Source organism: Ktedonobacter robiniae, from assembly GCF_016587375.1.
Taxonomy (GTDB): Bacteria; Chloroflexota; Ktedonobacteria; order Ktedonobacterales; family Ktedonobacteraceae; genus Ktedonobacter; species Ktedonobacter robiniae.
The window spans coordinates 1120341-1143091 of sequence record NZ_BNJG01000002.1 but is presented as its reverse complement, the minus strand read 5'-3'; the positions used below and the strand labels follow the sequence as shown (position 1 = coordinate 1143091).

The window sequence follows — 22751 nt, the reverse complement described above, 5'->3', positions numbered from 1 at the left end:
TATTATGAATGAACACAATGAGCCTTTCTCCCCTCAGCGCGTAGATGAGTCAATTGAAGAGATATTGACCATGGGTCAAGAATATCTGCCTGGACAGCAGCCTGAGGACGTGGATGTACGCCTGGTGCAGGATCTACAGCGTGTATATGATCCAGAGTTTAAGCGCTATCAGCAGGTGTTGCAGCGGGTGGAAGAGCGCCTGGTGGAGCAGCGCGGATTGATAGAAAAGATCGGAGCCGCGCCGCGCCCACCTCTCAGACCTCTGCCAGCTTCGCAGGAGCAAGCGCTGTTCCAGGCACAACATATACAGCGAGGAAATAGAAAGAATATCATGGACGATAAAAAAACTGGTCTTAGACGCTACGAGCGCTCTCTGAGCCTCCTGGTCGCCGTTATTATCCTGGCCGTCCTGGTCGGCGGCTTCTTTGTCGCGCAGAGCCGTTTCGCGCAATTGGGTGCCTCCGGCTCAAACAACCTTAAAGCGGTAGCTAGCCCAACGCCAAAGCCGTTGCCTACCCCGCAGCCTACTGGCAACAATGCTGTGACCATTCCAGGCGATCAGATGGGTTTCCAGAGTGTGGCCTGGTCAAACGATAGCCAGAGGATTGCCTCCACTACTGATGATGGTGTAAAGATTTGGGACGCGGCGACTGGTAAAACGCTCCAGACAATCAAGCTTCCTGGGGAGGGTGAGTGGGCTTATGGCGTGTCCTGGTCGCCAGATAGCCAGTCGCTCGCGATTGCGACGAATCAGGCCTTGCGTATCGCCAACAGCCAATCGGGTACGGTGGTGCGCTCGTATACTACATCGTTGGCACGCACGGCAACTCCAGGGGCCATGAACTCGCTGGTTGGCGGCTCTCATCTCTCGACTCTGTTCCCCGCCAGTGGTGGCCTGGGTTTTAGGGACGCTGCCTGGTCGCCTGATGGTAAATCCATCGCGTTAAACGTGAGCGCGGGACCCTACGGCTACATTCAGGTTGTGAACACACAGACCGCTACGCTTGACTACACGCTGAAGTGGGATGGTGGCTACAATGGAGAAGGCCTGGCCTGGTCCTCAGATAGTCAGTACCTGGCCACTACTGTTTTCAATACGCAAGGTGGCGATCCCACAAGCTCGAATTTTATCTGGGCCTGGAAGCTCTCTAGCCGTGCGCTTGTCTTCAAACAGAATGGCGGCGGTAACCCTGGCTCGCTTGCCTTCCAGCCCAAAACGCACAACCTGGCCTTCAACAAATATGCGATGAATGCTCCTGTGCTCATTCAAGTGTGGAATGTGGAGACCAATAAAACGGTCACCAGCTACCCTGGAGCTAACCTGGTAACGTGGTCGCCTGATGGTCAGCAGGTAGCCTATAATGGTTCTACACAACTGGGTAAGAATAGCTATGAAAGCAATATCACGATTGTAGCTGCTAATAGTGGCAAGGTCGTGCATGTTTACAAAGAGGGTGCTGTGCAAATTTCTCAGCTGTTCTGGTCGCCCAATGGAAAGTATATGCTCGCCATTGAGATGAAGATCATAACGAGCAAAGGTCAGGTCACACCTTCAACAACGCCCGATACCCAGCCCACAATAATGCCCGATCCCCAGACCGTTGCTCGGGTGTTTCCGGTAGCCTGATTTACTTGAGCACTTTGCCATAAAGCAAGAGGGCGTGGGAGGCGGGGCAGATAGCCCCGCCTTCCACACGTTGCAAAATGACCTGGCGATGTGATACAACACGACGTGATAGACTGCCTGACGCTCTACGATAAAGAGTGGGAATATCATACGCGCTCCTGCAAAAGGTGCTATACTGGCTTGTGTAAGCCACTCATGATCATGATGCAGGAGGTTTTCCCGCCCCCGGTTTGTAAGAGATAAGGAGTAATATCGTGCAACAACCACCATCCCCAGGCCCAGCGAATTATCCCGGATCATTCCCACCAGTTCCCCAGCAGCCGGGACAGTCCCAGGCGTATCCGCCTGCATCTGCGCAGCCCAATTATGCAGGCTATCCCAGTCAGCCTGGTATGCCACTTGTTGGCTATCCTTATCCTGGCTATCCGCCTCAGCCGGCGCGACCACGAACCACAAGGGCCGCCGTTTTGAAATATGGGCTGATCTTCGGCGCGATCCTGGTGGTTGCCAAACTTATCGATGCCAGTGTGGGCCATGCGTTCATTCAGGTTTTGATAAGTGCTGCTGCATATTCCCAAAGCACCATTGAAGCCCTTTCCTATATACCGACTATTATCTTCACCCTGGTTTACTGGGTGATCTATTTCCTTGCAGGTCTATTCGCCGCTCGCCAGGCGCGAAATGTGACAGCCGCCACCCTGACAGGTTTGTTGGCGAGCCTCTGTTTCTTTGTGGCCTATTTTATCGTGCTGATTATCAATCTAGCCCCTATCTGGGGAGTGATTATGCGCATTGGTGTGGTAGGAAACTCCCTGGCTGGCCTGGGTGTGAGCATAGCGATCACTCTTATCGTGCAAATAGGCCTGGGTATCGGCCTGGCCGCGCTCGGTGGTCTGCTTGGAAAGGGCAAGACAGCATAGCTCGTGTTGGTGAAAAAGCAAAGGAGAGGGTGCGGAGGATCTTCCTCCATTCTTTTCGCTATGCCGTAAAAGTTTGCCCAATCTATAAAAACCGGGTAAGATACGGAAAAAGTATCCACCTGCATCCGGTGGATAATCTGGGATAGAGGGATAGTAGACGTGAAGAGACCGAACATAGTCAAGATTTATTCAGAGAATAACCAATTTCAATATATCGAAACGCTGCGCAGAAAACGGGAGAAACGGCTCCGCCACAAAGAGTTCTTTATTGAGGGCGTGCGACCTATCAACCAGGCGCTTGCGCACCATTGGACAATCAATGCCTTCGTGTATTCGCGCGAAAAGCAGCTCTCGGACTGGGCGAAGGGTATTCTAGCGCGTTCCCAGGCGCAGACGCATTTTGAAGTTCCCCTGCACTTGCTAGAGAAATTGAGCAATAAAGCCGAGAGTTCAGAGCTGTTGGCGTTGATTGCCATGCCCGAGGACGACCTGGCACGCATTCCCCTGACTCAGAATCTACTTGTGGTGGTCTTTGACCGACCGGCCAGCCCAGGCAATCTGGGAACGATCATTCGCTCATGTGACGCGCTTGAGGCCCATGGCTTGATTCTCACCGGTCATGCCGTCGATCTCTACGATCCTGAAACGATTAGCGCGAGCACCGGCTCCTTCTTTGCCCTGCCGACGGTCAGGCTGCCCTCGCAGAGAGATATTGAACCCTGGCTGCAAAGCGCGAAAAAGCAGCTTGGCGCCTTACAGATTATTGGCACCGACGAGAAAGCCGAGCTGGAAATCTCGCAGCATGATTTTACTGTTCCAACGGTCCTCGTCGTCGGCAATGAAACCTGGGGCATGAGCGCGGCCTACAAAGAATTGTGCGACGCGGTTGTGCAAATCCCCCTTGTAGGCTCTGCCTCCTCGTTGAACGTAGCCTGCGCCACCTCTATCTGCCTCTACGAAGTGAGCCGCCAGAGGCGCCTGGCCTCACGAGCCAGCTCAACAAGCCAGCCTAACAAGACGGTAGGGACCCACTTTAGCGCGTCCAAAGGCGATTAATCGCCCGTGGGCGCAGCCCGAAAGATGCTGAAAAAGCCCTTTCACGTCACCATGTGCTTGCCACCTCGCAAAAACACGGCTGCGCCGACAGGCCATAAATGGCCTTTGGACGCGCTAGCCTCCCGATTCATCGCGGAGGTCCCTCCCAATAATTTGGGCATTTCTAGTATTGATAGTTATGCATGTTCTAATGTGTTTCGGATTACAAATTTTTATATGGTCAAGAGGGGCCGGGTGGGTGGGATAGCGAGCCGGGTGTCTCTGGCAATCAGGCTTGTAGGGCCTGGGCCTGGCTGTTGTGCAGAAATTTGAGAAAGCGGTGCAGCGTGAAGGGGAGCAGCAGACAGGAGATGTCGTGCTCGCTGCACCAATCAGCTACCTCATCGTAGGCGGTGGTAACAATGGTTGGGATGGGGCTGCCCAAGAGCATCTCCAGGGGCAACCCCACTTTTATAATACTATCGCTACTTACTACAAGCATCTCGTAGCCTTGTGAACGCTGAAGGTTAAAATGAAGCATGCTAGGGAAACTGGTGGCGTCTATGTGCTCCATTTCGAGAAACTTTTCGAGTACATAGGCCAGGTCGTTATTGTCTTGTACGAGGGCAATCATTGCTACGCTCCTACTCCGAATACCACACTACCAAAAACCTTTGAAGCATGCCCCATGTTAACATGCATCAGGATATGCGTAAATCAATGAGTACTATAGTAATAGGCTTTTTTATTCTTCCTGTTCATCTTCGAACGTTTTGTCGTGATATGAGGGTGGCGTGCGCATCCATTCCGCCAAATCGATGATCTTCTGCTGGACATAGGTCTCGTCGTCTGAGTTTTGGGCCTGCTCTTGCTCCTGCTCGACGAGGTAGTAGCGCTGGAGCAGGCCAATGTACTTGATCGCCAGTTCCAGGCGTTGTTTGCCGTTAAGCTCGTCCAGGTTGACGCCATCAAGCAGAGCGTTGACCTGTTGCTCTATCCGCTCGATCCAGTAGCGCAGGGTGAATTGCGGGGTGTTTTTCTTGGCGTTGCGGCCCGGTTTCTGCTCTGGCATGGTGTTGTGTCCTTTCTTTTATTTTGTTTCTTTGCTGAGAGATGCGCCACCTGCGGCGGCGAAAAGAGAGAATACTGGGGCACAGCTCCAGACCCCAGTCAAGGGGCAGCGCCCCTTGCAACCCCGTTGATGGGTAGGCACCAGGCGAGGCCATCAACGGGCAGACCAGTTTACATGATGTAGCCGTAAATGTAGACTGTGGCGTAACTGGCGATACTGGCGTTCAACACGAACTGTCCGCTGCTGAGGGGTACGGTACAGCTCATGTCGATCTCCTTATTTGTCGCCTGGACGTTCATGGTACAGGTGGGCGCGCCCGTGGGGCCAATGCTCAGGGTCGCGCTGGCGCTACTGGAACAGATGTAGGCAATATTACAGAGCACGGCGTTGGCCGCGCCGGGAACGTTGCTGACGCCAGCCGCCGTGATGGTTGTCGCGCCGACGGGAAGGCTGGCGTCGTAGATTTTGTATTTAGGAATGAAGGCGACGCGTCCCGGCCTATAAACTGGGACGCTACCACTGGTGGGACTGGCATAGGCCGCGATGACGACGGCGTCATTGATATTATGCTCATCGAAGAAGAGGATGGCGCAGTAAGCCCCGGTCAGCATACTCGTGTTGTCCACGTGGAGCGCGACCGGTACGTTATCAAGCGTGACGGTTTGCGCCTCCATGAGGTAGATCGAGCAGGTATAGATTGCCGGGTTAAAGCTGGCGATGAAGCCACGTTTGATGATCTGCGCCATGCTGCTCTCCTCCTATCTGTCTTTAAACCCATAGGCACCCGATTTATCGCGTGCAAGGCGATTTATCGCCCGAGTACCGAGTGGTAATCCGCTCTATGCCCTGTCGTTGCTTGCTATGGGATATCGTAATATGGGAAAACGCTTGCTATTCTGTATCACTGCGATAAATCGCCTTGCGCGCGATAAATCTGGCGCCTATGTTTGAGGTTGCCCCGCCCGGCAGGAGGCCCTACGCGTCGTTGCAGGCCTGGCCGAGCTGGCTGGCGGGAGGGCATCGCTGCCTGCACTGTAGCTGTGGAAGTTACCAGCGGTATAGGTTGTTCCCAGGACAGTGTTGATTGTGCTGGCGATGACCGTGGCGGTCAGGGTAGCGTTTGTGCTGACCAGGTGCCACGTGCCCGCCAGGGGGAGCGTCCCATCGCTGGCCTGCTGGTAATAGGCGAAGGTACGCATGTTGACATAGGTGCCAATGGGGCAGGTTTGCGTGCCACTATAGCGACCAAAGTTGATTTCCATAATGTTCATCATGATGCTTGCTCCTTCTTATGTTCTTTAACACATTGACTTTGCATCATTAGGTAGCTCACCGGGTCAGGTGTATTGGCGGACGGGCGCAGCCCGTCCACCAATACACTTATATTTCAAGCCACCTATAGGTGATTTTCCAGTCACCGGTGGCGGCGAGGTCGAGGTAGAGCGTAAGGCTGTTGCTGGCGCTGGCTGGCAGCAGGAGCAGGGAGCCGTTGCCCAGGACCTCGATGAGCTGGCCTATGGGAGCGCTAAAGGCGTCGAGCGCCGTGCCGCTGATCGTCTGGTTGCTATTGGCATAGGTCACGTTGCCAGCGGGCAGGAGCGAGCTGTTCCCGCCCAGGCTAGCGTTGCTGACGAGCGCGTTACTGCCCAGGGAGAGGTTGCTACTGCCGCGCGTGAGCTGGTGCGTGCGTGTGCTGCCCGAGAGGCAGGTAATCGAGTAGAGCAGGATGTTGGCGCTGGTATTGTTGTAGAGCGAGCAAGCCACGATCGCCGCGCTGCTGGCTGTTTGCTTGCCCGTGGTGGCACTAAAGCTCTTGCCGTTGAGTAGGGCGTTCTGGAGTGTCCCGCCCGTGACAAGCAGGTTCCCGCCCGCGTCGACGCGCAGGGCCTGCCCGATGCCCTGTGGGTTGAGCGCGCCAACCAGACCAGAGCCATCATTATTAGTAAATCCACTCATGTCTAAGGCTCCTTTGGAAGAGCTTGTAGGGTTCAAGCTAGCTTGGACTCCGAGCGAAGCGACTTTCCCTGCGCCCGGGAGTCGTCCTGCGGGCCGGGCGAGTCCATGCAAGCATGGACCCTACAAGAAGGCTCTAGACGCCCCGATAGAGACCGCGGAAATCCGTAGTCGCGCCCCCATACTCGTGGCGGCACTTAAACGTCAGCACGTCCTGTGTAAAGTTGAGCCCGAGCATGGGCTGGTCCTGGATGAAGAGGGCGGGGTTGACCTGCCCGCCGACGAAGCCGACCTCGATGGTGTCGATCTCGCGTGGGTCGGCCGCCAGGAACCACTGCGTAGAGCTGGTCAGCTGGGGCGAGACGATGGGCTGGACGTAGCCGAGCATGGGATTGATGTCGTTATTGGGTGAGCCGGGGACGCCGGCTGACTTGGTCACGACCATCGAGGTCCACTCTAGCTCGGGTGGGACGATCAGGTAGCGTGGGCGCAGGCCGATGCGCTTGCCCGCGAAGTTGGTCTGCTCGCGCATGGCGGTGACTCCCTGCTGTAGCGCGAGCGTTGAGAGGGCCTGCGCTCCCAGATTGTTATGGGGCGCACCTGTGGTAAAGAGGGGCTGTCCATCGTAGATGCTCGGATTATTGGCGAGGAAGCCATAGACGAACTCGGCCAGGGTATAGGCGGCGGCCACGGCCAGCTTGCCAGGAATCTGCTTGATGGCGTGCAGATCGTCGTTGATGATGGCCTCACGCGAGATGGGCACGAGATTGCCGCGCTTCTGTGCTACATAGGTGGCGGCGCTATCGCCCAGCGTGATGCTCTGGTAGGGGCTATCCTCGGGCACGATGGCAAGGCTACCAAAGGCACCCATGCGCACGCGGCTCTGCTGCTTAAAGTCGCGAATGGGGGCGATAGAAACGAACTTCATCCACTCGGCGGGCCAGGCCTGGTAGTCCTTGAGCAGGCGCTTGTTCATGCTTGATCCCAGCAGGTAGGAGAAGCTGGCCGTGGTGACATCGGCCTCGCTAATGAAGCCCGTGGGTCCGAAAGGAGACATAGGAAGCTGCCCAAGCTGGCTGGAGCCACTGATGCCGCCCTGGAGGCTGGAATCGCCCGTTACGCGGGCGTAGGCCTCGCGGATGCTGGTGAAGCCGCGCACATTGCCCAGGCGGCCCGTGTCGATCTCCAGGTCAAACATGGCGTCGAAGGAGGCCTGAACCTTCTCGGCCTCGCTCACCATGCCCGTGATGCTAGCCTTCTCATAGCCGTGACCGCGCACGAGACCGTCGCGCGTCAACTGGGCCATCATGGTGAGCGCGGCTGAGAGTTCATGCTCCAGTTCTTGCTCCTCGAAGAGGCGTTGCTGGAAGCGACCTCGCACCTGGGACTTGACTGGCTCGGGCAGGATGCTCTCGCTCAGGCGGCGTTCCAGCAGCAGCTCACAGCGCTGGCGTTGCAGCTCCTCTCGCAGGCGGTCGATCTTCTGAGTGGCGATAGCAGGGGTGCTGGTAATGGGCGCATCTATCGGAGTAATAGAAGGCGAGGAGGTGATTTCGGAGGTCTGCGTGTTGTGCTGCTCTGCCATAGGATGTTCTCCTTCTGGTAGTGACGATAGTGACGACTCGGCGTGGAGAATGCGGCGGAAGGCGCCGCCCGCGCTGGGTCGAGTAACGACATCGCAGGAGTTGAGGGTGTGAATGGCGCTGATCTCTTTCGCGCCCGTGGCTTCGTTGACTTGCCAGGCACCGAAGAGGTCGACCGAGAGACCGATCAGCTCGGGGCGACCCAGGGTACAGGCCTCGTTGATCAGTGTCCAGAGCCAGTTGGCTGCCTCGAAGATGTGCAGGGTGGCATCGACATGTCCTGGCTGCCCTGCCGGACCCGCGATATACTCCGCGTCGTGGTAGAAGCCCACGACATCGCGGACACTGCGCGTCTGGAGATCGGCCTCCGAGCGCGAGTGATCGGCGTAGGCGTGCGTGTCTTCCAGCAGTGCCGCGATCTGTCGCAGTGCCGCCTGGTCATAGACGAAGCCGTTTTTGGAGCGCCCGCCCTGGATGACGGTCACGCGCACGGCATGTCCGGCGCCTACGCTTGCATCGGCCAGGCGCTCAATGATGTGTGCCTCTGTGATCGTGATCGGTTGTTGAGAGGCAGCGGTGCTTGTAAACCGCGCACCTACCTGATGTGGGTGCTGGGTCATGAGTTCGGCTCCTGCTCGCCGTCCTCCCCTTGTTCTTCTTGCCAGAGCTGGTCGTCTGCGAGTCCCTGGGCCTGGAGGGTCAGGTCACGACTGCGGTGGCTATTGATGTTGGATTGATCCATGAATACCTCGGGATATATCTTCTCCCCAATGTCCTCATTGTGTAGCTGCTCATCTAGCATCTCCTCGGCCTGGGGGGCCAGGTCGCCTGGGCGCTCATCCTTCGCTAGCGGGGGAGGCGTCGCCGGCAGTGGTGGGGTCATCTCCAGTCCCAGCCAGAGCTCCATTTCCAGCTGGTCGGCAAAGCCCAGGTCCTGGTGCGTGGGAAGCTCGCTGTCGAACTGAGGTTGAATGGGGTCATGGGCCAGAGAGGACATATTGCGGACGCTATAGGGATTGCCGGGGTAGGCATCAGGCTCCAATGTGGGGCGTGTACTTGTGGGCGGGATCGCGTCCGCCTCGTGAAAGGAGTTGTGCATATGTATATCAAGCTGTTGTTTATTTTTCATAGCATTGATCCTTTCTTTATATACATTCAGGTCGCGTAGACTTCTCGCCACTGCGTGGTTCACCGGGGTTATAGGTGTGTTGGAGGTGTCATTTGTTTGCCCACAGAATGGCTCGCCGTTTGTACTCTTTATCGGGTGCCCTACCGGGTCAAGGTGTGTTGGAGGTGCCTCGCCTCCAACACACCCACAACTCTATCTGAAGCGGCGCAGGTAGACACGTAGATGCGTGCCGCCAGGGATGATGCCGGCGGGAACGCTGGTGATGATCTCGTACTTGGGCGCGGCCTGCACGGCTGCTGTGGTCGCAGTCGGCGTGTCGGCGATGAAGACGACGCCGGCCAGATTGGTGCCCAGGGGCGCGATCAGCACGAGTTCCGCTTGCGCATGTGGTGGCATCCCGCTTTGATCGGGTATTTGTGGATCGGCGGCCAGGTCGGGTCGGAAGACGACCGCCATCGCGCTATAGCTGTAGTTGCCAGCAGTATTGGTGACCAGCACAACATTACGCTGGCGCCCGGTGAAGCTTTTATTCACCATCTGCTGGATGTGAGCCGCCTTCTGGTTATCGAGCGGCATGGACTGCACCCATGAGGAAGATTGGGCTGCTTAGTAGTAGTGATTGTGGCAAACGTAGTAGTTGTCTCATTGTGGAAACCCCTCTCCATCCCATCCTTACCAACCTTCTCCCGTCCTACGTGCCCTGCCAGTGAACGTATAAACCCTCTAGCATGTGGATAGGAGAATATGTTATACGACTATGGAAGCACCAGGACCTTTCCTGGTATATATAGGAGCCAACTACGAGCAAAACATTATATTACAGTAACTTTTGCAACTATAACATATGTTTATAAAAAATGCAAATAGAAGAGCAGCAATATTAGTATAAAGAGAAATACTGAAAGGTCTTGACCTCAAGCACTTGAGGTTTTTTATACTACGGACATGAAGAAGAAATTATCTCTTGAGGATCAAGAGTACGAGAGTATTGTGAAGAATTTAAGATAACTAATAAAGGTGGGAAGCAAATGGCAGAATTAATCACAACACCATTCGGTGCGACAACAACCGCGATGGAAGTCATTGAAGGGATAGATCTCCGTGGGAAACGAGCTCTTGTCACAGGAGGCTCAAGCGGTATCGGAGTGGAAACGGCTCGCGCCCTGGCGCAAGCTGGTGCTGAAGTGATGCTCGCCGTTCGTAATACCGATGCAGGTGAACAGGCAGCCAAAGACATCAGGCAGACGACAGGCAACCAGCATATTCGTGTTGGACAGCTCGACTTGTCAGACCTGATTTCGGTACGCGCGTTTGTGAGAGGCTGGGAGGGTTCACTTGATATCCTCGTCAACAACGCCGGCGTCATGGCCATTCCACAGCGGGAGGTCAGTGCACAGGGGCACGAGATGCAATTCGCCACGAACCATCTCGGCCACTTTGCGCTGGCGCTTGGTTTGCACGACGCGATGGCCGCGACGGGCCATGCTCGTATTGTGTCAGTCAGTTCGGTGGGGCATATCAATGGCGGGGTTGATTTTGATGACATCGACTTTCACGCTCGCCCCTATGATACATGGGTTGCTTATGGACAATCCAAGACGGCCAACATCCTGTTTGCAGTAGAAGCATCCAGGCGCTGGGCAAGTGATGGTATCGTTGCCAATGCACTGAACCCTGGTCGAATCGCCAGTACCAATCTTGGACGCCACATGAAAGATGCACCGGTGAACCCCGCACAGTCAGGCCCAGCAAGCACAGGGGTATCGATTAAAAATATTGAGCAAGGCGCGGCGACCTCTGTGTTGCTGGCCGCCTCACCGTTGGTCGAGGGCGTAAGCGGTCGCTACTTTGAAGACTGTAACGAAGCTGGGCCACATCAGCCCGGTATTCGTAGAGGGGTAGCGGCACATGCAATCGACCCTGAGAACGCTGTAAGATTGTGGAACACCTCACAGAACATGCTCAACGAAGCACAATGACACAGATTGCCTCCCTCCTGCGATAGGGAACCCAGGAGGGGTGGCGTCGATTGTATCATGATCTGCCGGAAACTATCCTGGCCCATATGCTTTCGGGGCGAGATCTGAACTCAATCCAGATAGTACCTTGCTGGGCTGAGGGACTCCAGGCAAAATACATGTTGCTTTCATGCGGATAATCGGGGTCAGGCCCATAAGTTCGGAGGGCTATTAGAGCTTCTGTAACCTTGAGAGGGTATGGCCATGTCGTGACAAGGGCTCCACATTGCTCAATAAGGTACTTCGCAGCCCACATTCGCTTGCTCTTATGCTTTTCTGGGATAAGCAAAATGCATTCCTGGGGTAGTGCCTCCAAGACCTGCTCAAGGTTTCCTATTCCTTCTTCAATATACTCACAATGGCAGAGAGGTTTCTGTAGTGAAAATTGGAGGGAATTGCTTTCGACTGGCAGGCGTTGGGGCGTTTTTTCTGTCTTTGGTACGAGTGTGCTCTCCTGGCTCTGCCAGGTGCGTATAGCAGAAACTTGATATACGCCCTGGCATGCCAGGCAATGTTGTATAACAGGCCAGGTCGCGCTGTACCCTTCACTTGGTTCAAATGGGTCTGGTATCAGGCGCTCGTGAATATCTATCTCACGCTGATTAAGTGTCGATAAGGGCCAGCTATCGAAGAGGCTTATGCGTGTGTAGAGTCCACAATAAGGACACTGGTACCAGGACCAGTGCTCATTAGCATGGCTCCATATCTTCCGACCACTCGTTTGCTCACTGCCATGACCTATGAGGACGAGTGGGGTGCCGCAGTCAGCGCACTTCTCTGTGCTTGCCCTGGCGTGCTTTTCTCCTCGCTTCACTTCTTCTTCTTTCATTTTAGGGTAGTGGTTACGCTGAGTATCTCATCGATTTTGCTTATTCTGGTAGCCATCACAACGAAATGTAGTAAGGTGGTCCAGATAATTGCGCTCTAGAAGCGTGACAAATTCCCTGTATATATCTATACTCTAAAAAGAGAATAATGTATATGCCGCAGAAAGAGAAAACAATGGAGACATTCTCGACGCGTCCCGCAACGGAAGCGGATATTCCTCAGCTTTGCCCCCTGTATTGGGATTTTCACCTCTATCATGTCGTGGGCCTTCCCGATTGGCTGCGTATGCCCGATAGAGTGGAGGTGCGCGAGCAGCAAACTGGCGAACTAGCAAAGGGTCTGCGCGACATCATCCAGCGGGAGGATGCCGCGATCCTGATGGCTGAGCAAGCCGACAGCATCATCGGCTTTGTAGAGGTATACCTACGCGAAGACGAGGTGCATCCGCTCAGGGTGGCCCATCGCTATGGCTATGTACAGAGCCTTTTTGTAACCGAGGCCTGCCGGAAAACGGGCTGTGGTCGAGCCCTTATGCAGGCGGCTCATGACTGGGCCAGGGCGCGGGGCGCGATCGAGCTCCAGCTTGAGTCCTGGGACTTTGCCGCCGGACCGCTGCGCTTCTACGAAAAGCTTGGCTATCGCACGGTGAAGCGCCAGATGGTGGCCTCTTTATCCTGAATATGGACATATCCATATTTTTGAGAAGCGCGTGTAATTAGCGTCAATCTCTTTGAGGGATTATTGTTATCTTGTGTATCTATCTTGAAGGGATGGACGTAATGCATATTACCATCTGGCGTATGAGAAATAAAGCTCTCTCCCTCTTTCTGGCCATGCTCGTTGCGCTTCTATGCCTGCTGTTGCTGCCTCTGAGTGGGTGGGCCAAAACGGTGACTATCCATGATCAGGCGCAGGTGCTCAATGCATCGTCTGTGCAGGAGGCGGGAGCGAAGCTTCCCAATGATCTCATCGTTTATACAACTAATACATTTCAAGGAGACCTGGATGCACTCAACACGGAGGCGCGTAGTCTCCTTCCCGATCAGCAATCAATTGTGATCGATATTGATACTGTTCATCGCAATGTGTCTATTCAGAGCGGCACCAGTGTCTCACTCTCGAATGAGCAGGCGCAGGACGCCGTCTCTGCCTTTGGTGATGCCTTTCACAAGGATAACAAGAGCGATTATACCAGTGCTACTATCGCGGCTCTCTCATCGCTCCAGGGGACACTGAATCATGAGCAATCCTCACTTACTCCAGCTGGCATCGTAGTTGCGATTGTGCTGGGTTTTGTTTTGCTTGGTGCGCTTATTATTATTGTGGTTGCCCTCGGGCGGCGGAGAGGTTCCTCAACGGGTGGAGGTCCCCGGCGCTCAGGTGGCCGTGGTCCCTTTTACGGCGGACCCGGCACCTATACTCATGTGCATACTTACACACCTCCAAGTAGTTCTGGTGGTGGAAGCTTTGGCGGCGGGAATACTGGTGGTGGCGCGGGCGGTCACTTCTAGATCTGGCTTACCATGTAGATGGTGATGGGCATTGCTCATCACCATCTCTCTATTTATCGAGAGATCCTTCCATCAGGCTGTAATATGGCATATCCACGTTCAGTCGGCAAAGATTTGAGCATAAAACTGGTCTCTTCCCAAACGGTCAAGATAGGCGATTTTGCGTCGCTCGTAAAAATCCTCTCCCTCCCAGCGCTCGAAATACCAGATACAGTCGAAGAGGATACTCAATTTATACACATCAAAGAGGTGCCACTTTTCGTCCATGCTCAAAGGTCGATGCCTGGCGTATTCCTGCAAGATGGCCCTTGTCTCGTTGAAATCAAATACATTCTCTTCCTCCTGAAAATGAGGCCAGGTGTTCCAGTCGAAAGAAGCCTGGAAAGGATTGATCAAGGCAGCGAGATCTAAGAGAAGGAAGGTGTAATTAGCATCATCAAAGTCAATTAAAGCGCTAAACTTCCCATCTGTGAAGAGCAGGTTGGAGAAATGGAAATCACAGTGACAGACTCCCCTGGGGAGGGATGGCGGTAGATGGAGCCCTGCGAGCGTGTGCTCAAGCCACGCCAGCTTTTCTCTGGCTTGAGCAGTGTTGATCCTTTGAGTGGCCTCTTGAGCTAGTTCCCAGCAAGTCTCTACATTATAGTTCAACCTATATGGCGTATGCAGTGGTTTATAGTCCCTGGTGATGGTGTTTAGCTCGGCAACCTGCTGGACAAGCTGCCTCTTCTGTGCCTCGTTAGGATGCTCTAGATGCTGACCTGTGGCAAATTCAAAGATGGTATACGGTTTTTCGTTATAGATGCCAGCATGTTCCCCGTTTCTATCTTGTAATACAGCCGGGCAGGGATAATTGCAGCGTGTCAAGTAGCGAATGAGCTCGATTTCAAACAAGACGGACTCCAGGGAACGATTCTGATAGTAGCGGAAAACAAACCTACCCTGTGTCGTCTGAAGAAAGTAATTCGTCTGTACCGTCCCCGTGGTAACTGGCTCAAACGCGAGAAGCTCCCCCAATGTGTAATGGGAGAGAATATCTTTCAAAGTATCTTCTGAGAAATGTGTTTTTGCAGCCATACAAGCTATTGTAGCAAACGCTAACCGAAGTTACCATGTTTTATCTATCTATATCTATGTCTGTTTTACAAACAAAGTTGTCCCTGCGCTTGATTGTTCTCAGTCATGCTGGCGGTTAGACTATGGCTATAGTTTGATCGTTGTAATGAGTGCCATGCGGCAAGGAGGTTTGGCATGCTGACACAGGAACAACTGGCGTTCTACCATGAAAACGGCTATATTTTGGTAAAGGGATTGCTCTCCAGAGAGGAAGCGGCGGCATATCGCCAGGAGTGTCATGAACTGGCGGATCGGCTGGCAGCCCAGCGCAATATCGATGCGACCTGGGCTAGTGCGCGCGACGCGATCATGGCGACCGATACAAAAATCCTGCATTGTCATGATGTGCAGTTTTACGGGGCCTCGTTTGGTCGTCTGATCCTCGATGAACGGATTACGGGTGTTGCGGCTGATGTTATTGGTAGCCCGAATGTGCAGTTGCATCATACAAAGATGTTTATCAAGCCGCCCGAGAAGGGTTCGCCCTTCCCGCTGCACCAGGATCATCCCTTCTTCCCGCATGCCAACCATAGCATGATAGCGGCGATTGTGCATTTCGATGACGCGCGGCTGGAGAAGGGCTGTGTCCGCGTGGTGCCGGGCAGTCATAAACTGGGTCCGGTTCCGCATAATCCCGAGGGGAGCTGGCACCTTTCGTTTGATGAGTATCCCCTTGAGGCGTCGCAGCCCTGCCCCGCCGAGGCTGGGGATGTGCTCTTCTTTAGCTACCTGACCATTCATGGCTCGGGCGTCAACGTGAGCAGCGAGGCGCGCACAACCGTCCTGATTCAAATGCGCGATCCCGCCGATCCGCCTACTGTCGATACACATAAGTCACGAGGGCAGGGCATGATCCTGCGGGGTATTGATCCGCTGACTCTGTAGAGTGCCTGCCGTTCCTAAGAGGAGGTTCGCCCTGGATAGTCTCGCGCCGCGCCAGCGTTTTACTGATCTCAGCCATCTCACGCTCTCGTTATGTCTGGGTAGCTTCCAGAGTGAGATTGTGGGGTGGGGCTTTATCGGGCCGCGCTGGTGGCGGAATTACCTGCATACTCATTCCTTCTTCGAGGTTTGCTATGCCTTTCAGGGCCGGGGCCTCTTCCGCTTCGCTGGAGTGGACTATGCTGTCCAGGCAGGCGATGTCTTTATCGCGAAACCCGGTGTGGCGCATGAGATTATCTCATCCGAGGAAGACCCGCTGGGTATCTATTTCTGGTCGTATACGCTCTATGAGCGAGCTGATGCACAAAATGTGTCTGCCTCGGGCGTGGACGAGCTCCTCCGGGCCTATCTCGCCTCGTCCTCCGTGGTTAGTGCGCGTACTACGGCGATGCTGCCCACGCTCGAACTCCTGACTGAGGAGGGTACGCGTCGTGAGCCGGGCTATCTCCAGGTTGTTGAGGGCCTGGTCATCAAGCTCCTGCTGGATACTGCGCGCTCCGTCGTGGATACGAGTGACTTGTATGAGCCGCTTCCCACGCCGGCTCGTAGTCCAGAGGAGGCCGTGACGCAGACAATCAAGTGCTACCTGCGTGATAACTATGCGCGCCCGGTTACCATGCGCGACCTGGCGGCCCAGGTGCACCTCAGCGAGCGCCACACTGCGCGACTCTTTCGCAAGGTCACGGGCGACTCGATTATGGACTATCTCACCAGGTTGCGGCTGGAGATGGCGGCGCAGCTTCTCCTGGACCGGCAGGCTCGTATGCCGATCAAAGAGATAGCCCAGGTCTGCGGCTACCCCGACGTCCGCTACTTTACCACGCTCTTTCGTCAGCGCACTGGCCTGACTCCAGCCCTCTTTCGCCAGCAGGGTGGCACACGTTTCTTCACTTCTTCCCCCTATTTGTCTTGAAACGAAAGTGGCCTCAAGGATAACGAACTCTTCCAATTGACAAAGTCAGCGGTGGGTGTTTTTAATTGATAGATATACACACATGATTATTTGCATGGAAGGGAAAACCGCTCTCTATGAACGATCTCAAAGACCTTTATTTCCTGCCCGCGCCGCGCTCAGTGCGCCGAGACGTGGATCTTTGCATCCTCCCGGCCCGCGCCTCTATTATTTTGCACGCCAGCGAGGCCGGGGCTATCTTCCCCAGCGCGCAACGCTTGCAGCATGCCCTGCTCGACCAGGCGGCTGTAACGGCCGAGATCCGTGCCTCTGGAGCAGGTATGGCGAGTGATGAATTTGGTATACAGCTCGTCCTTGATCCGCAGCAGGAGGGCCACGAGCAGGGTTACCAGCTCCAGGTGACATCTAAGGCCATCACGCTTACGGCGCGGATGCCCGTGGGCCTCTTCTACGCCGTTTGTACGCTGATCCAATTGCTCCAGCAGTGTGGGCGTGTCCTGCCCTGCCTGGAGATCCTCGATTGGCCCGATGTCCCGGCACGTGGCGTGATGCTTGATATCAGCCGCGATAAAGTGCCGACCATGGAGACGCTGTTCCAGCTCATCGATCTCCTGGCCTCCTGGAAGATCAACCAGTTTCAACTCTACACTGAGCATACCTTCGCCTATCGCGCGCACCAGGAGGTGTGGGGCAAGTCCTCACCCATGACAGGCGAAGAGATTCTGGAGCTGGATGCCTATTGCCGTGAGCGCTTTGTAGAGCTGGTCCCCAACCAGAACACCTTTGGACATATGAAGCGCTGGCTGATTCATCCAACCTACGCGCACCTGGCCGAGACGAGCGGGAGCTTCCCCGTTCCCTGGGGAACGCTAGAGGGACCATTCAGCCTCGCCCCCGTTCAGCCTGGCAGCGTGGCCCTGGTGGAAGAACTCCTTAGTGAGCTGCTTCCGCACTTTGCGAGCCGTGTAGTCAATATCGGTTGCGACGAGACCTTTGATGTGGGACACGGCCAGAGCCAGGAGGCCTGCCAGGAGCGCGGACTGGACCAGGTCTACCTGGAGTATGTGCTCAAGATTCGCGATATCGCGCAACGTCAGGGGCGCACTGTGCAGTTCTGGAGCGATATCCTGAATGATTACCCCGAGCTCTTTAAAGAGTTACCGCGTGATATGATTGCTCTCGAATGGGGCTATGAGGATAACCATCCCTTCGCCGAGCGCAGCCAGCACCTGGCGGCGTCTGGTATGTCCTTCTATGTCTGCCCAGGTACCTCCTCATGGAACTCGCTGGGGGGCGCGTCGATAACGCCCTGGGGAACCTGCGTAGCGCGGCTGAGGCGGCTCGAACCTATGGTGCCAGCGGCTATCTCAACACCGATTGGGGTGATAACGGACACTGGCAGCCCTTGCCGATAAGCTATCCTGGCTACGCAGCGGGTGCCGCCTACTCCTGGTGCCTGGCGAGCAATTCCGACAGCGATATCCCAGCTCTGACGGGTCGCTATGCCTTTCAGGATGAGCAGGGGGAGATGGGCCAGCTTATCGCGCGTCTGGGTAATGTCTACCAGCTCTTCGAGATCATTCATAATAGCACGCCTCACTTCTGGGCTCTGCACCGCCCGCTCGCGCAGGTGAAAGATGATCCGCTCTTCCCGCTCCAAACCTTCATCCAGGCCGATGAGCAACTTCTGGAGATCGAGCGTGAGCTCGTGAGCATCCGCCTGCAAAGTCCTGAAGCCGCGCTGATTGTGCAGGAGTACGAACTGGTGTGCCGCTTGATGCACCATGCCAGCCTGCGCGTTCAACTAGCGCATGATCCCACCAACGCCGATCTATTAGAGCGCGCGCGCAAGGATGTTCAGAGCCTTCTCGGCGACTTCCGCCAGGTCTGGCTGGCCCGTAACCGCGAAGGTGGCCTGGCCGACAGCATCGCGCCTCTAGAGAAGATGCTCACCGAAGAGTATCGCTAAGATAAAAAACGATTAGCATTTTAATGCCATAGGCACCCGATTTATCGCGTGCAAGGCGATGTATCGCAGTAATACAGGATAACGATTATGTCTCTATAACGATGGGGTATCATATGACAAGCATTACCAGGCCATATGCTTGGTTGCAACCCCGTATCATTGCGATAAATCGCCTTGTGCGCGATAAATCGGGCACCTATGATTAATGAATTTGTGGGCGCCTATAGCGGATAGATTTATTAGAAAGGAAGAAGAACCATGATGGACCCGATTGTTGCAACTGCCTCGGGCCAGGTCCGAGGCGCCACGAGAAATTCCATTTATGTCTTCAAAGGTATTCCTTATGGAGCCTCGACCGCCGGGCGTGGACGCTTTCTTCCTCCACAGAAGCCCGAACCCTGGAGCGGCGTGCGCGATGCCTTGCGCTATGGCGCTAGCAGTCCCCAGCCAGAGGGCGGCCTGGGAGTGATGCTCTCATTGAGTGGCGGCGCGGAGCCAGAGCCTCTAAGCGAGGACTGCCTCTATTTGAACGTGTGGACCCCCGCGCTCAATGATGGTGGCAAACGACCAGTAATGTTCTGGTGCCATGGCGGCGGCTTTACCATGGGCTCGGGCTCGGCAGGCTTCTACGAAGGGACCAACCTGGCACGCCGGGGCGATGCCGTGGTCGTGACAGTCAACCATCGCCTTGGCGCGCTGGGGTATTGCTACCTGGGAGAGCTGGCGGGCGAGGAGTATGCAGCCTCCGGCAATGTCGGCATGCTCGACCTCGTGGCGGCCCTGGAGTGGGTGCGTGACAATATCGCGGCTTTCGGTGGCGATCCCGGTAATGTCACGATCTTTGGTGAATCGGGCGGCGGGGCCAAGGTCAGCATCCTCATGGCCATGCCTGACGCGCAAGGCCTCTTCCATCGCGCCATCATCCAGAGCGGTCCCGCCCTGCGTGTGAGTCCACGTGCGAAGGCGACTCACCGCGCTGAGAAGCTCCTGCGTGAGCTTGAGATCGCCCCAGGCGATGTCGAGCGTCTGCGTGATATCCCTATTGAGCGGCTCTTTGAGGCCAACGCCAGGATTAACCCGAACGCGCTGGCAGGCTGGGGACCAGTCATGGATGGCGTGGTCATCCCCAATCAGCCCTTTGATCCCGTCGCCCCCGCCATCTCCGCTAATGTGCCGTTACTGATCGGCACAAACAAAGACGAGATCACCCTCTTTACGCTGGCCGATACTGGACTGGCGACGCTCGACGAGGCGGGCCTGCACGCTCGTGTGAGCCAATTCGCGGGTGCCAGAGCGGACGAGTTGATTGCAGCCTATCGTGACGCGCAGCCCCAGGGAACCCCTGCCAACATCTACACGGCCATCGGCAGCGACCGCATGATGCGTATCAACTCGATCACCCTGGCCGAGCGCAAATATGCCCAGGGCGCGGCTCCGGTCTATATGTACCTCTTCACCTGGGAGACGCCGATTCTGAATGGGCGTCTGAAGTCGACGCACGCCCTGGAGATCCCCTTCGTCTTTGATAACCTCGCCTATGCCGTAGGCTTTACCGGTGGTAGCGGCCCCGAACTCCAGGGCATTGCCGACGCCATGAGCGAGGCCTGGCTCGCCTTCGCCCGCACAGGCGCTCCTGGCCCCAACTGGCCCGCCTATACTCCTGAAGAGCGCGCGACCATGATCTTCAACCGCGAGAGTCGCGTCGAGCACGACCCCGCCGGGCCCCAGCGCCAGGCCTGGGGCGACATGCTGATCAACGGTTTCAGCGAGTAGTCACGTCCAGTAGCCGCATATGCCAGTAGCGGACCCGCTACTGGCATATGCGGCTACTGGCCAGATCCGTTTCCTTGACGAGCTATCCCCAGGGATTATACACTGAAACTGTTCAGGTAATGATGTATCTCTGTATGCTCTATACATGGAAGGATCTTCTTTTGCTATCGCCTCTAAATCGATTCAAAACCTTTTTTACAAATCTCCAATTCTCGCGTCCCTTCTGGTTCCTTATCACAGGTTCTTTTATTAATCGTGCCGGGAATTTTGTCATGCCCTTTTTCGCGCTCTATCTTACCTCTTCCCGGCATCTCCCCATTAGCGAGGCCGCGCTGGTCGTCTCGCTCATGGGATTTGGTTCGCTGGCGGCAGGTGCATGTGGTGGAATGCTGGCTGATATGCTTGGTCGCAGGGTCACGATCCTGATCAGTTTGTTGGCTGCGGCGGTGATGATGCTGGCCTTGAGCTTCGCGGGAAACGTCTGGCTGATTGTGGTCCTGGCAATCATCTATATGCTGTTTAATGATCTCGCGCGTCCCGCGACCTCGGCGGCGATTGCCGATATGACGCCGCGTGATAAGCTGGCGCAGGCGTATAGTCTGCGTTACTGGGCGAACAATATTGGTTCAGCCGTTGGCCCGATCATCGCGGGCCTGCTGGCTCCCGTCTCGTATCTGCTACTCTTCCTGGGCGACGCGCTCACCACATTCTGCTTTGGCGTCCTGATCTGGTTTGGCGTTCCTGAGACACGCCTGCCTCGCACAGTCAAGAGTGAGGAGAGTGCCGAGCGACCTGGGTTGATGCGCGTAGCCCTGGCCGATCCCTGGCTCTGGAGTTACGCACTATTAGCGCTGCTCTTCGATATAGTATATTTCCAGCATGTGACCGCTATGCCGCTTGATATGCAGGCGCACAGCCTGAGTCCACTTATCTATGGCTCGGTCATGGCCATCAACGCCGTCCAGGTGGTCCTCATCAGCCTGCCGCTCACCGCGTTCTTCAATCGACGCTCGCCGAACACCTCGCTGGCGATTGCCGCCCTCTTCCTGGGAGCTGGCATGAGCGTGTTTAGCTGGTGGCATTCCTACCCTGGCTATCTCGTGGGAGTCATGATCTGGACGGTAGGTGAGATCCTGAACTATCCCATTTCGACCGCCATCATTGTCGATATCTCGCCAAAGCACCTGCGTGGTACCTATCAAGGTGTCTTCCAGACTGTACGCGCCCTGTCAACCGTTATCGCGCCCGCGCTGGGTGGCTTTGCCCTACAATACCTGGGTGCGACGTTCTTCTGGCAATGCTGTCTCGTCACGGGCTTGCTGATCGCTCTTGGTTACTTTATCCTGGGCAACGCGCGCCGTATCCGCGAGGCCCGTCTTGCCCCACACGTCGCCGAGCCGCTTCCCGCCGCGTCCCCTGTGGGGAGTGAAATCTCGGTTAATGAGTGAGTCCGCTACTAGCGTACGCGGCTACAAAGGAGCAAAATGCAAGTACTCTGTTCAACTGGTGCCTTCACCCGCAGTTCTGACCCTCACTGCCACGAGGTCATCTTGAAGTATAGCCAGGAGTTTGTGGCGGATGGCCTGGAAATTATGTTTTATCCTCGCTGGTATCAGGAACCCGAACCCATTATCCGTGCCTTACGCACCTGCAAGCTGCCTTTCCCGGTAATGCATATGGAGAAAAGCATCGGCGAATGCTTCGGTAGCAGCGATGCAAGCGAACGAGAGCAGGGAGTCCTGCGCTTTGAGCAGAATTGCATCTTCGCCCAACAGCTAGGGGTAGAGATCGCAGTGTTGCATTTGTGGGGGATGCCATCGTCTGACTTCCATCTGGAGTATAACTTGCAACCCTTAGCGCGTTGCCTGGATCTCGCCGAGCAGTATGGGCTCACGCTGGCCATCGAGACCATTCCCTGTAATCGTGCCGACCCCCTCTCCAACGTCAAGCAAGCCTTTGAGCATGACCCTCGTGCACGCGTGGCCCTGGATACAGAGTTCCTGGCCTGGCATGACCAGCTTGAAGCCGTCTTCGCGGCCTCCTGGCTCTGGCAGGCAAAGCTGGTACGCCATGTGCATCTAAAAGACCACCATGGTCTGCTCGCCTCAAGCGAGGGGCGCTACTACCTGCATCCGGGCGAGGGGCACATCGATTTTCATCGCTTTGTGCAGCAACTGAAAGCAACAGGATTTGAGGGAGCCCTGAGCCTGGAGGCGCGAGCTGTCAACTCCGAGGGTGAGATCGATGTCGCACGCATCCAGACGAGCCTGCAATTCATGAGGGACTTGATCGCTGAGAGTGAGTCAGAACGCTACTAGAGCAGTGTACAATGCATTGAGCGTATGTATGGCACGACGCTACT

General features: G+C 55.6%; 22 protein-coding genes. 13 read left to right on the top strand and 9 right to left on the bottom strand.

What is annotated here, in order from left to right:
• Positions 1-4: 4 nt before the first annotated feature.
• From JMJ04_RS25555 to JMJ04_RS25545, 3 genes are all read left to right on the top strand, one after another.
• Entirely contained in the window at positions 5-1627 is a 1623-nt protein-coding gene (locus JMJ04_RS25555) for a WD40 repeat domain-containing protein (RefSeq protein ID WP_201373247.1), read from the top strand.
• Between the two features lie 254 nt (positions 1628-1881).
• Complete coding sequence (locus JMJ04_RS25550; RefSeq protein ID WP_201373246.1) at positions 1882-2547, top strand: DUF3824 domain-containing protein; 666 nt, start codon at positions 1882-1884, stop codon at positions 2545-2547.
• 159 nt (positions 2548-2706) lie between these two features.
• Positions 2707-3603: an RNA methyltransferase gene (locus JMJ04_RS25545; RefSeq protein ID WP_201373245.1), complete on the top strand. Its 897-nt coding sequence runs from the start codon at positions 2707-2709 to the stop codon at positions 3601-3603.
• Positions 3604-3871: 268 nt separating this feature from the next.
• Here the strand turns inward: JMJ04_RS25545 and JMJ04_RS25540 are convergent, their stop codons facing one another.
• The 8 genes from JMJ04_RS25540 to JMJ04_RS25505 all read right to left on the bottom strand — a co-directional run bounded on the left by JMJ04_RS25540 (position 3872) and on the right by JMJ04_RS25505 (position 9895).
• Entirely contained in the window at positions 3872-4216 is a 345-nt protein-coding gene (locus tag JMJ04_RS25540; RefSeq protein WP_201373244.1) for a hypothetical protein, read from the bottom strand.
• 111 nt (positions 4217-4327) lie between these two features.
• Complete coding sequence (locus JMJ04_RS25535) at positions 4328-4654, bottom strand: hypothetical protein (RefSeq protein WP_201373243.1); 327 nt, start codon at positions 4652-4654, stop codon at positions 4328-4330.
• Between the two features lie 170 nt (positions 4655-4824).
• Entirely contained in the window at positions 4825-5400 is a 576-nt protein-coding gene (locus JMJ04_RS25530) for a hypothetical protein (protein WP_201373242.1), read from the bottom strand.
• Positions 5401-5595: 195 nt separating this feature from the next.
• On the bottom strand, positions 5596-5928 hold the full coding sequence (locus JMJ04_RS25525) for a hypothetical protein (RefSeq protein WP_201373241.1): 333 nt from the start codon (positions 5926-5928) through the stop codon (positions 5596-5598).
• Between the two features lie 106 nt (positions 5929-6034).
• Positions 6035-6610: a hypothetical protein gene (locus JMJ04_RS25520; RefSeq protein ID WP_201373240.1), complete on the bottom strand. Its 576-nt coding sequence runs from the start codon at positions 6608-6610 to the stop codon at positions 6035-6037.
• A gap of 133 nt (positions 6611-6743) precedes the next feature.
• Positions 6744-8810, bottom strand: coding sequence for a phage major capsid protein (locus tag JMJ04_RS25515; protein WP_201373239.1), 2067 nt, complete (start codon positions 8808-8810; stop codon positions 6744-6746).
• Positions 8807-9319, bottom strand: a complete 513-nt coding sequence (locus JMJ04_RS25510) for a hypothetical protein (protein WP_201373238.1) — start codon at positions 9317-9319, stop codon at positions 8807-8809. Before JMJ04_RS25510 ends, JMJ04_RS25515 begins: the two co-directional genes overlap by 4 nt.
• A 192-nt stretch (positions 9320-9511) precedes the next feature.
• Positions 9512-9895, bottom strand: coding sequence for a hypothetical protein (locus JMJ04_RS25505; protein ID WP_201373237.1), 384 nt, complete (start codon positions 9893-9895; stop codon positions 9512-9514).
• 452 nt (positions 9896-10347) lie between these two features.
• Here JMJ04_RS25505 and JMJ04_RS25500 point away from each other — a divergent pair, with 452 nt between their 5' ends.
• The 4 genes from JMJ04_RS25500 (at position 10348) to JMJ04_RS25485 (ending at position 13676) form a co-directional block, all read left to right on the top strand.
• The gene (locus JMJ04_RS25500; protein ID WP_201373236.1) at positions 10348-11298 is read left to right on the top strand and encodes an SDR family NAD(P)-dependent oxidoreductase; all 951 of its coding nucleotides are present in this window, start codon (positions 10348-10350) and stop codon (positions 11296-11298) included.
• 733 nt (positions 11299-12031) lie between these two features.
• Positions 12032-12265, top strand: a complete 234-nt coding sequence (locus JMJ04_RS25495; protein WP_201373235.1) for a hypothetical protein — start codon at positions 12032-12034, stop codon at positions 12263-12265.
• 53 nt (positions 12266-12318) lie between these two features.
• Positions 12319-12843 (top strand): GNAT family N-acetyltransferase, encoded by a 525-nt coding sequence (locus tag JMJ04_RS25490; RefSeq protein WP_201373234.1) that lies wholly within the window; start codon positions 12319-12321, stop codon positions 12841-12843.
• Between the two features lie 101 nt (positions 12844-12944).
• Positions 12945-13676: a hypothetical protein gene (locus JMJ04_RS25485; protein WP_201373233.1), complete on the top strand. Its 732-nt coding sequence runs from the start codon at positions 12945-12947 to the stop codon at positions 13674-13676.
• Positions 13677-13775: 99 nt separating this feature from the next.
• On the opposite strand, the gene JMJ04_RS25480 is transcribed toward JMJ04_RS25485, so the two are convergent.
• Positions 13776-14720: a homoserine kinase gene (locus JMJ04_RS25480; protein WP_236038391.1), complete on the bottom strand. Its 945-nt coding sequence runs from the start codon at positions 14718-14720 to the stop codon at positions 13776-13778.
• Between the two features lie 207 nt (positions 14721-14927).
• Here JMJ04_RS25480 and JMJ04_RS25475 point away from each other — a divergent pair, with 207 nt between their 5' ends.
• The 6 genes from JMJ04_RS25475 (at position 14928) to JMJ04_RS25450 (ending at position 22707) form a co-directional block, all read left to right on the top strand.
• On the top strand, positions 14928-15677 hold the full coding sequence (locus JMJ04_RS25475; RefSeq protein WP_201373231.1) for a phytanoyl-CoA dioxygenase family protein: 750 nt from the start codon (positions 14928-14930) through the stop codon (positions 15675-15677).
• A 1-nt stretch (position 15678) separates the two neighbouring features.
• On the top strand, positions 15679-16647 hold the full coding sequence (locus JMJ04_RS25470) for an AraC family transcriptional regulator (RefSeq protein WP_201373230.1): 969 nt from the start codon (positions 15679-15681) through the stop codon (positions 16645-16647).
• A 116-nt stretch (positions 16648-16763) separates the two neighbouring features.
• On the top strand, positions 16764-18062 hold the full coding sequence (locus tag JMJ04_RS25465) for a family 20 glycosylhydrolase (RefSeq protein WP_201373229.1): 1299 nt from the start codon (positions 16764-16766) through the stop codon (positions 18060-18062).
• Positions 18063-18874: 812 nt separating this feature from the next.
• A complete protein-coding gene (locus JMJ04_RS25460) occupies positions 18875-20389 on the top strand; it encodes a carboxylesterase/lipase family protein (protein WP_201373228.1) in 1515 nt (504 codons plus the stop codon).
• A gap of 47 nt (positions 20390-20436) precedes the next feature.
• Positions 20437-21837 carry an MDR family MFS transporter gene (locus JMJ04_RS25455; protein WP_307811738.1) on the top strand — a complete coding sequence of 467 codons (1401 nt, stop codon included), beginning with the start codon at positions 20437-20439 and terminating at the stop codon, positions 21835-21837.
• 36 nt (positions 21838-21873) lie between these two features.
• Positions 21874-22707 (top strand): sugar phosphate isomerase/epimerase family protein, encoded by an 834-nt coding sequence (locus tag JMJ04_RS25450; RefSeq protein ID WP_201373226.1) that lies wholly within the window; start codon positions 21874-21876, stop codon positions 22705-22707.
• Positions 22708-22751: the final 44 nt, after the last annotated feature.

Coding starts and splice junctions, on each gene's coding strand:
- JMJ04_RS25555 (WP_201373247.1), top strand. CDS start 5: ATGAATGAACACAATGAGCCTTTCTCCCCTCAGCGCGTAGATGAGTCA.
- JMJ04_RS25540 (WP_201373244.1), bottom strand. CDS start 4,216: ATGATTGCCCTCGTACAAGACAATAACGACCTGGCCTATGTACTCGAA.
- JMJ04_RS25535 (WP_201373243.1), bottom strand. CDS start 4,654: ATGCCAGAGCAGAAACCGGGCCGCAACGCCAAGAAAAACACCCCGCAA.
- JMJ04_RS25530 (WP_201373242.1), bottom strand. CDS start 5,400: ATGGCGCAGATCATCAAACGTGGCTTCATCGCCAGCTTTAACCCGGCA.
- JMJ04_RS25525 (WP_201373241.1), bottom strand. CDS start 5,928: ATGATGAACATTATGGAAATCAACTTTGGTCGCTATAGTGGCACGCAA.
- JMJ04_RS25520 (WP_201373240.1), bottom strand. CDS start 6,610: ATGAGTGGATTTACTAATAATGATGGCTCTGGTCTGGTTGGCGCGCTC.
- JMJ04_RS25515 (WP_201373239.1), bottom strand. CDS start 8,810: ATGACCCAGCACCCACATCAGGTAGGTGCGCGGTTTACAAGCACCGCT.
- JMJ04_RS25510 (WP_201373238.1), bottom strand. CDS start 9,319: ATGAAAAATAAACAACAGCTTGATATACATATGCACAACTCCTTTCAC.
- JMJ04_RS25505 (WP_201373237.1), bottom strand. CDS start 9,895: ATGCCGCTCGATAACCAGAAGGCGGCTCACATCCAGCAGATGGTGAAT.
- JMJ04_RS25500 (WP_201373236.1), top strand. CDS start 10,348: ATGGCAGAATTAATCACAACACCATTCGGTGCGACAACAACCGCGATG.
- JMJ04_RS25495 (WP_201373235.1), top strand. CDS start 12,032: ATGGCTCCATATCTTCCGACCACTCGTTTGCTCACTGCCATGACCTAT.
- JMJ04_RS25490 (WP_201373234.1), top strand. CDS start 12,319: ATGCCGCAGAAAGAGAAAACAATGGAGACATTCTCGACGCGTCCCGCA.
- JMJ04_RS25485 (WP_201373233.1), top strand. CDS start 12,945: ATGCATATTACCATCTGGCGTATGAGAAATAAAGCTCTCTCCCTCTTT.
- JMJ04_RS25475 (WP_201373231.1), top strand. CDS start 14,928: ATGCTGACACAGGAACAACTGGCGTTCTACCATGAAAACGGCTATATT.
- JMJ04_RS25465 (WP_201373229.1), top strand. CDS start 16,764: ATGAACGATCTCAAAGACCTTTATTTCCTGCCCGCGCCGCGCTCAGTG.
- JMJ04_RS25460 (WP_201373228.1), top strand. CDS start 18,875: ATGATGGACCCGATTGTTGCAACTGCCTCGGGCCAGGTCCGAGGCGCC.
- JMJ04_RS25455 (WP_307811738.1), top strand. CDS start 20,437: ATGCGGCTACTGGCCAGATCCGTTTCCTTGACGAGCTATCCCCAGGGA.
- JMJ04_RS25450 (WP_201373226.1), top strand. CDS start 21,874: ATGCAAGTACTCTGTTCAACTGGTGCCTTCACCCGCAGTTCTGACCCT.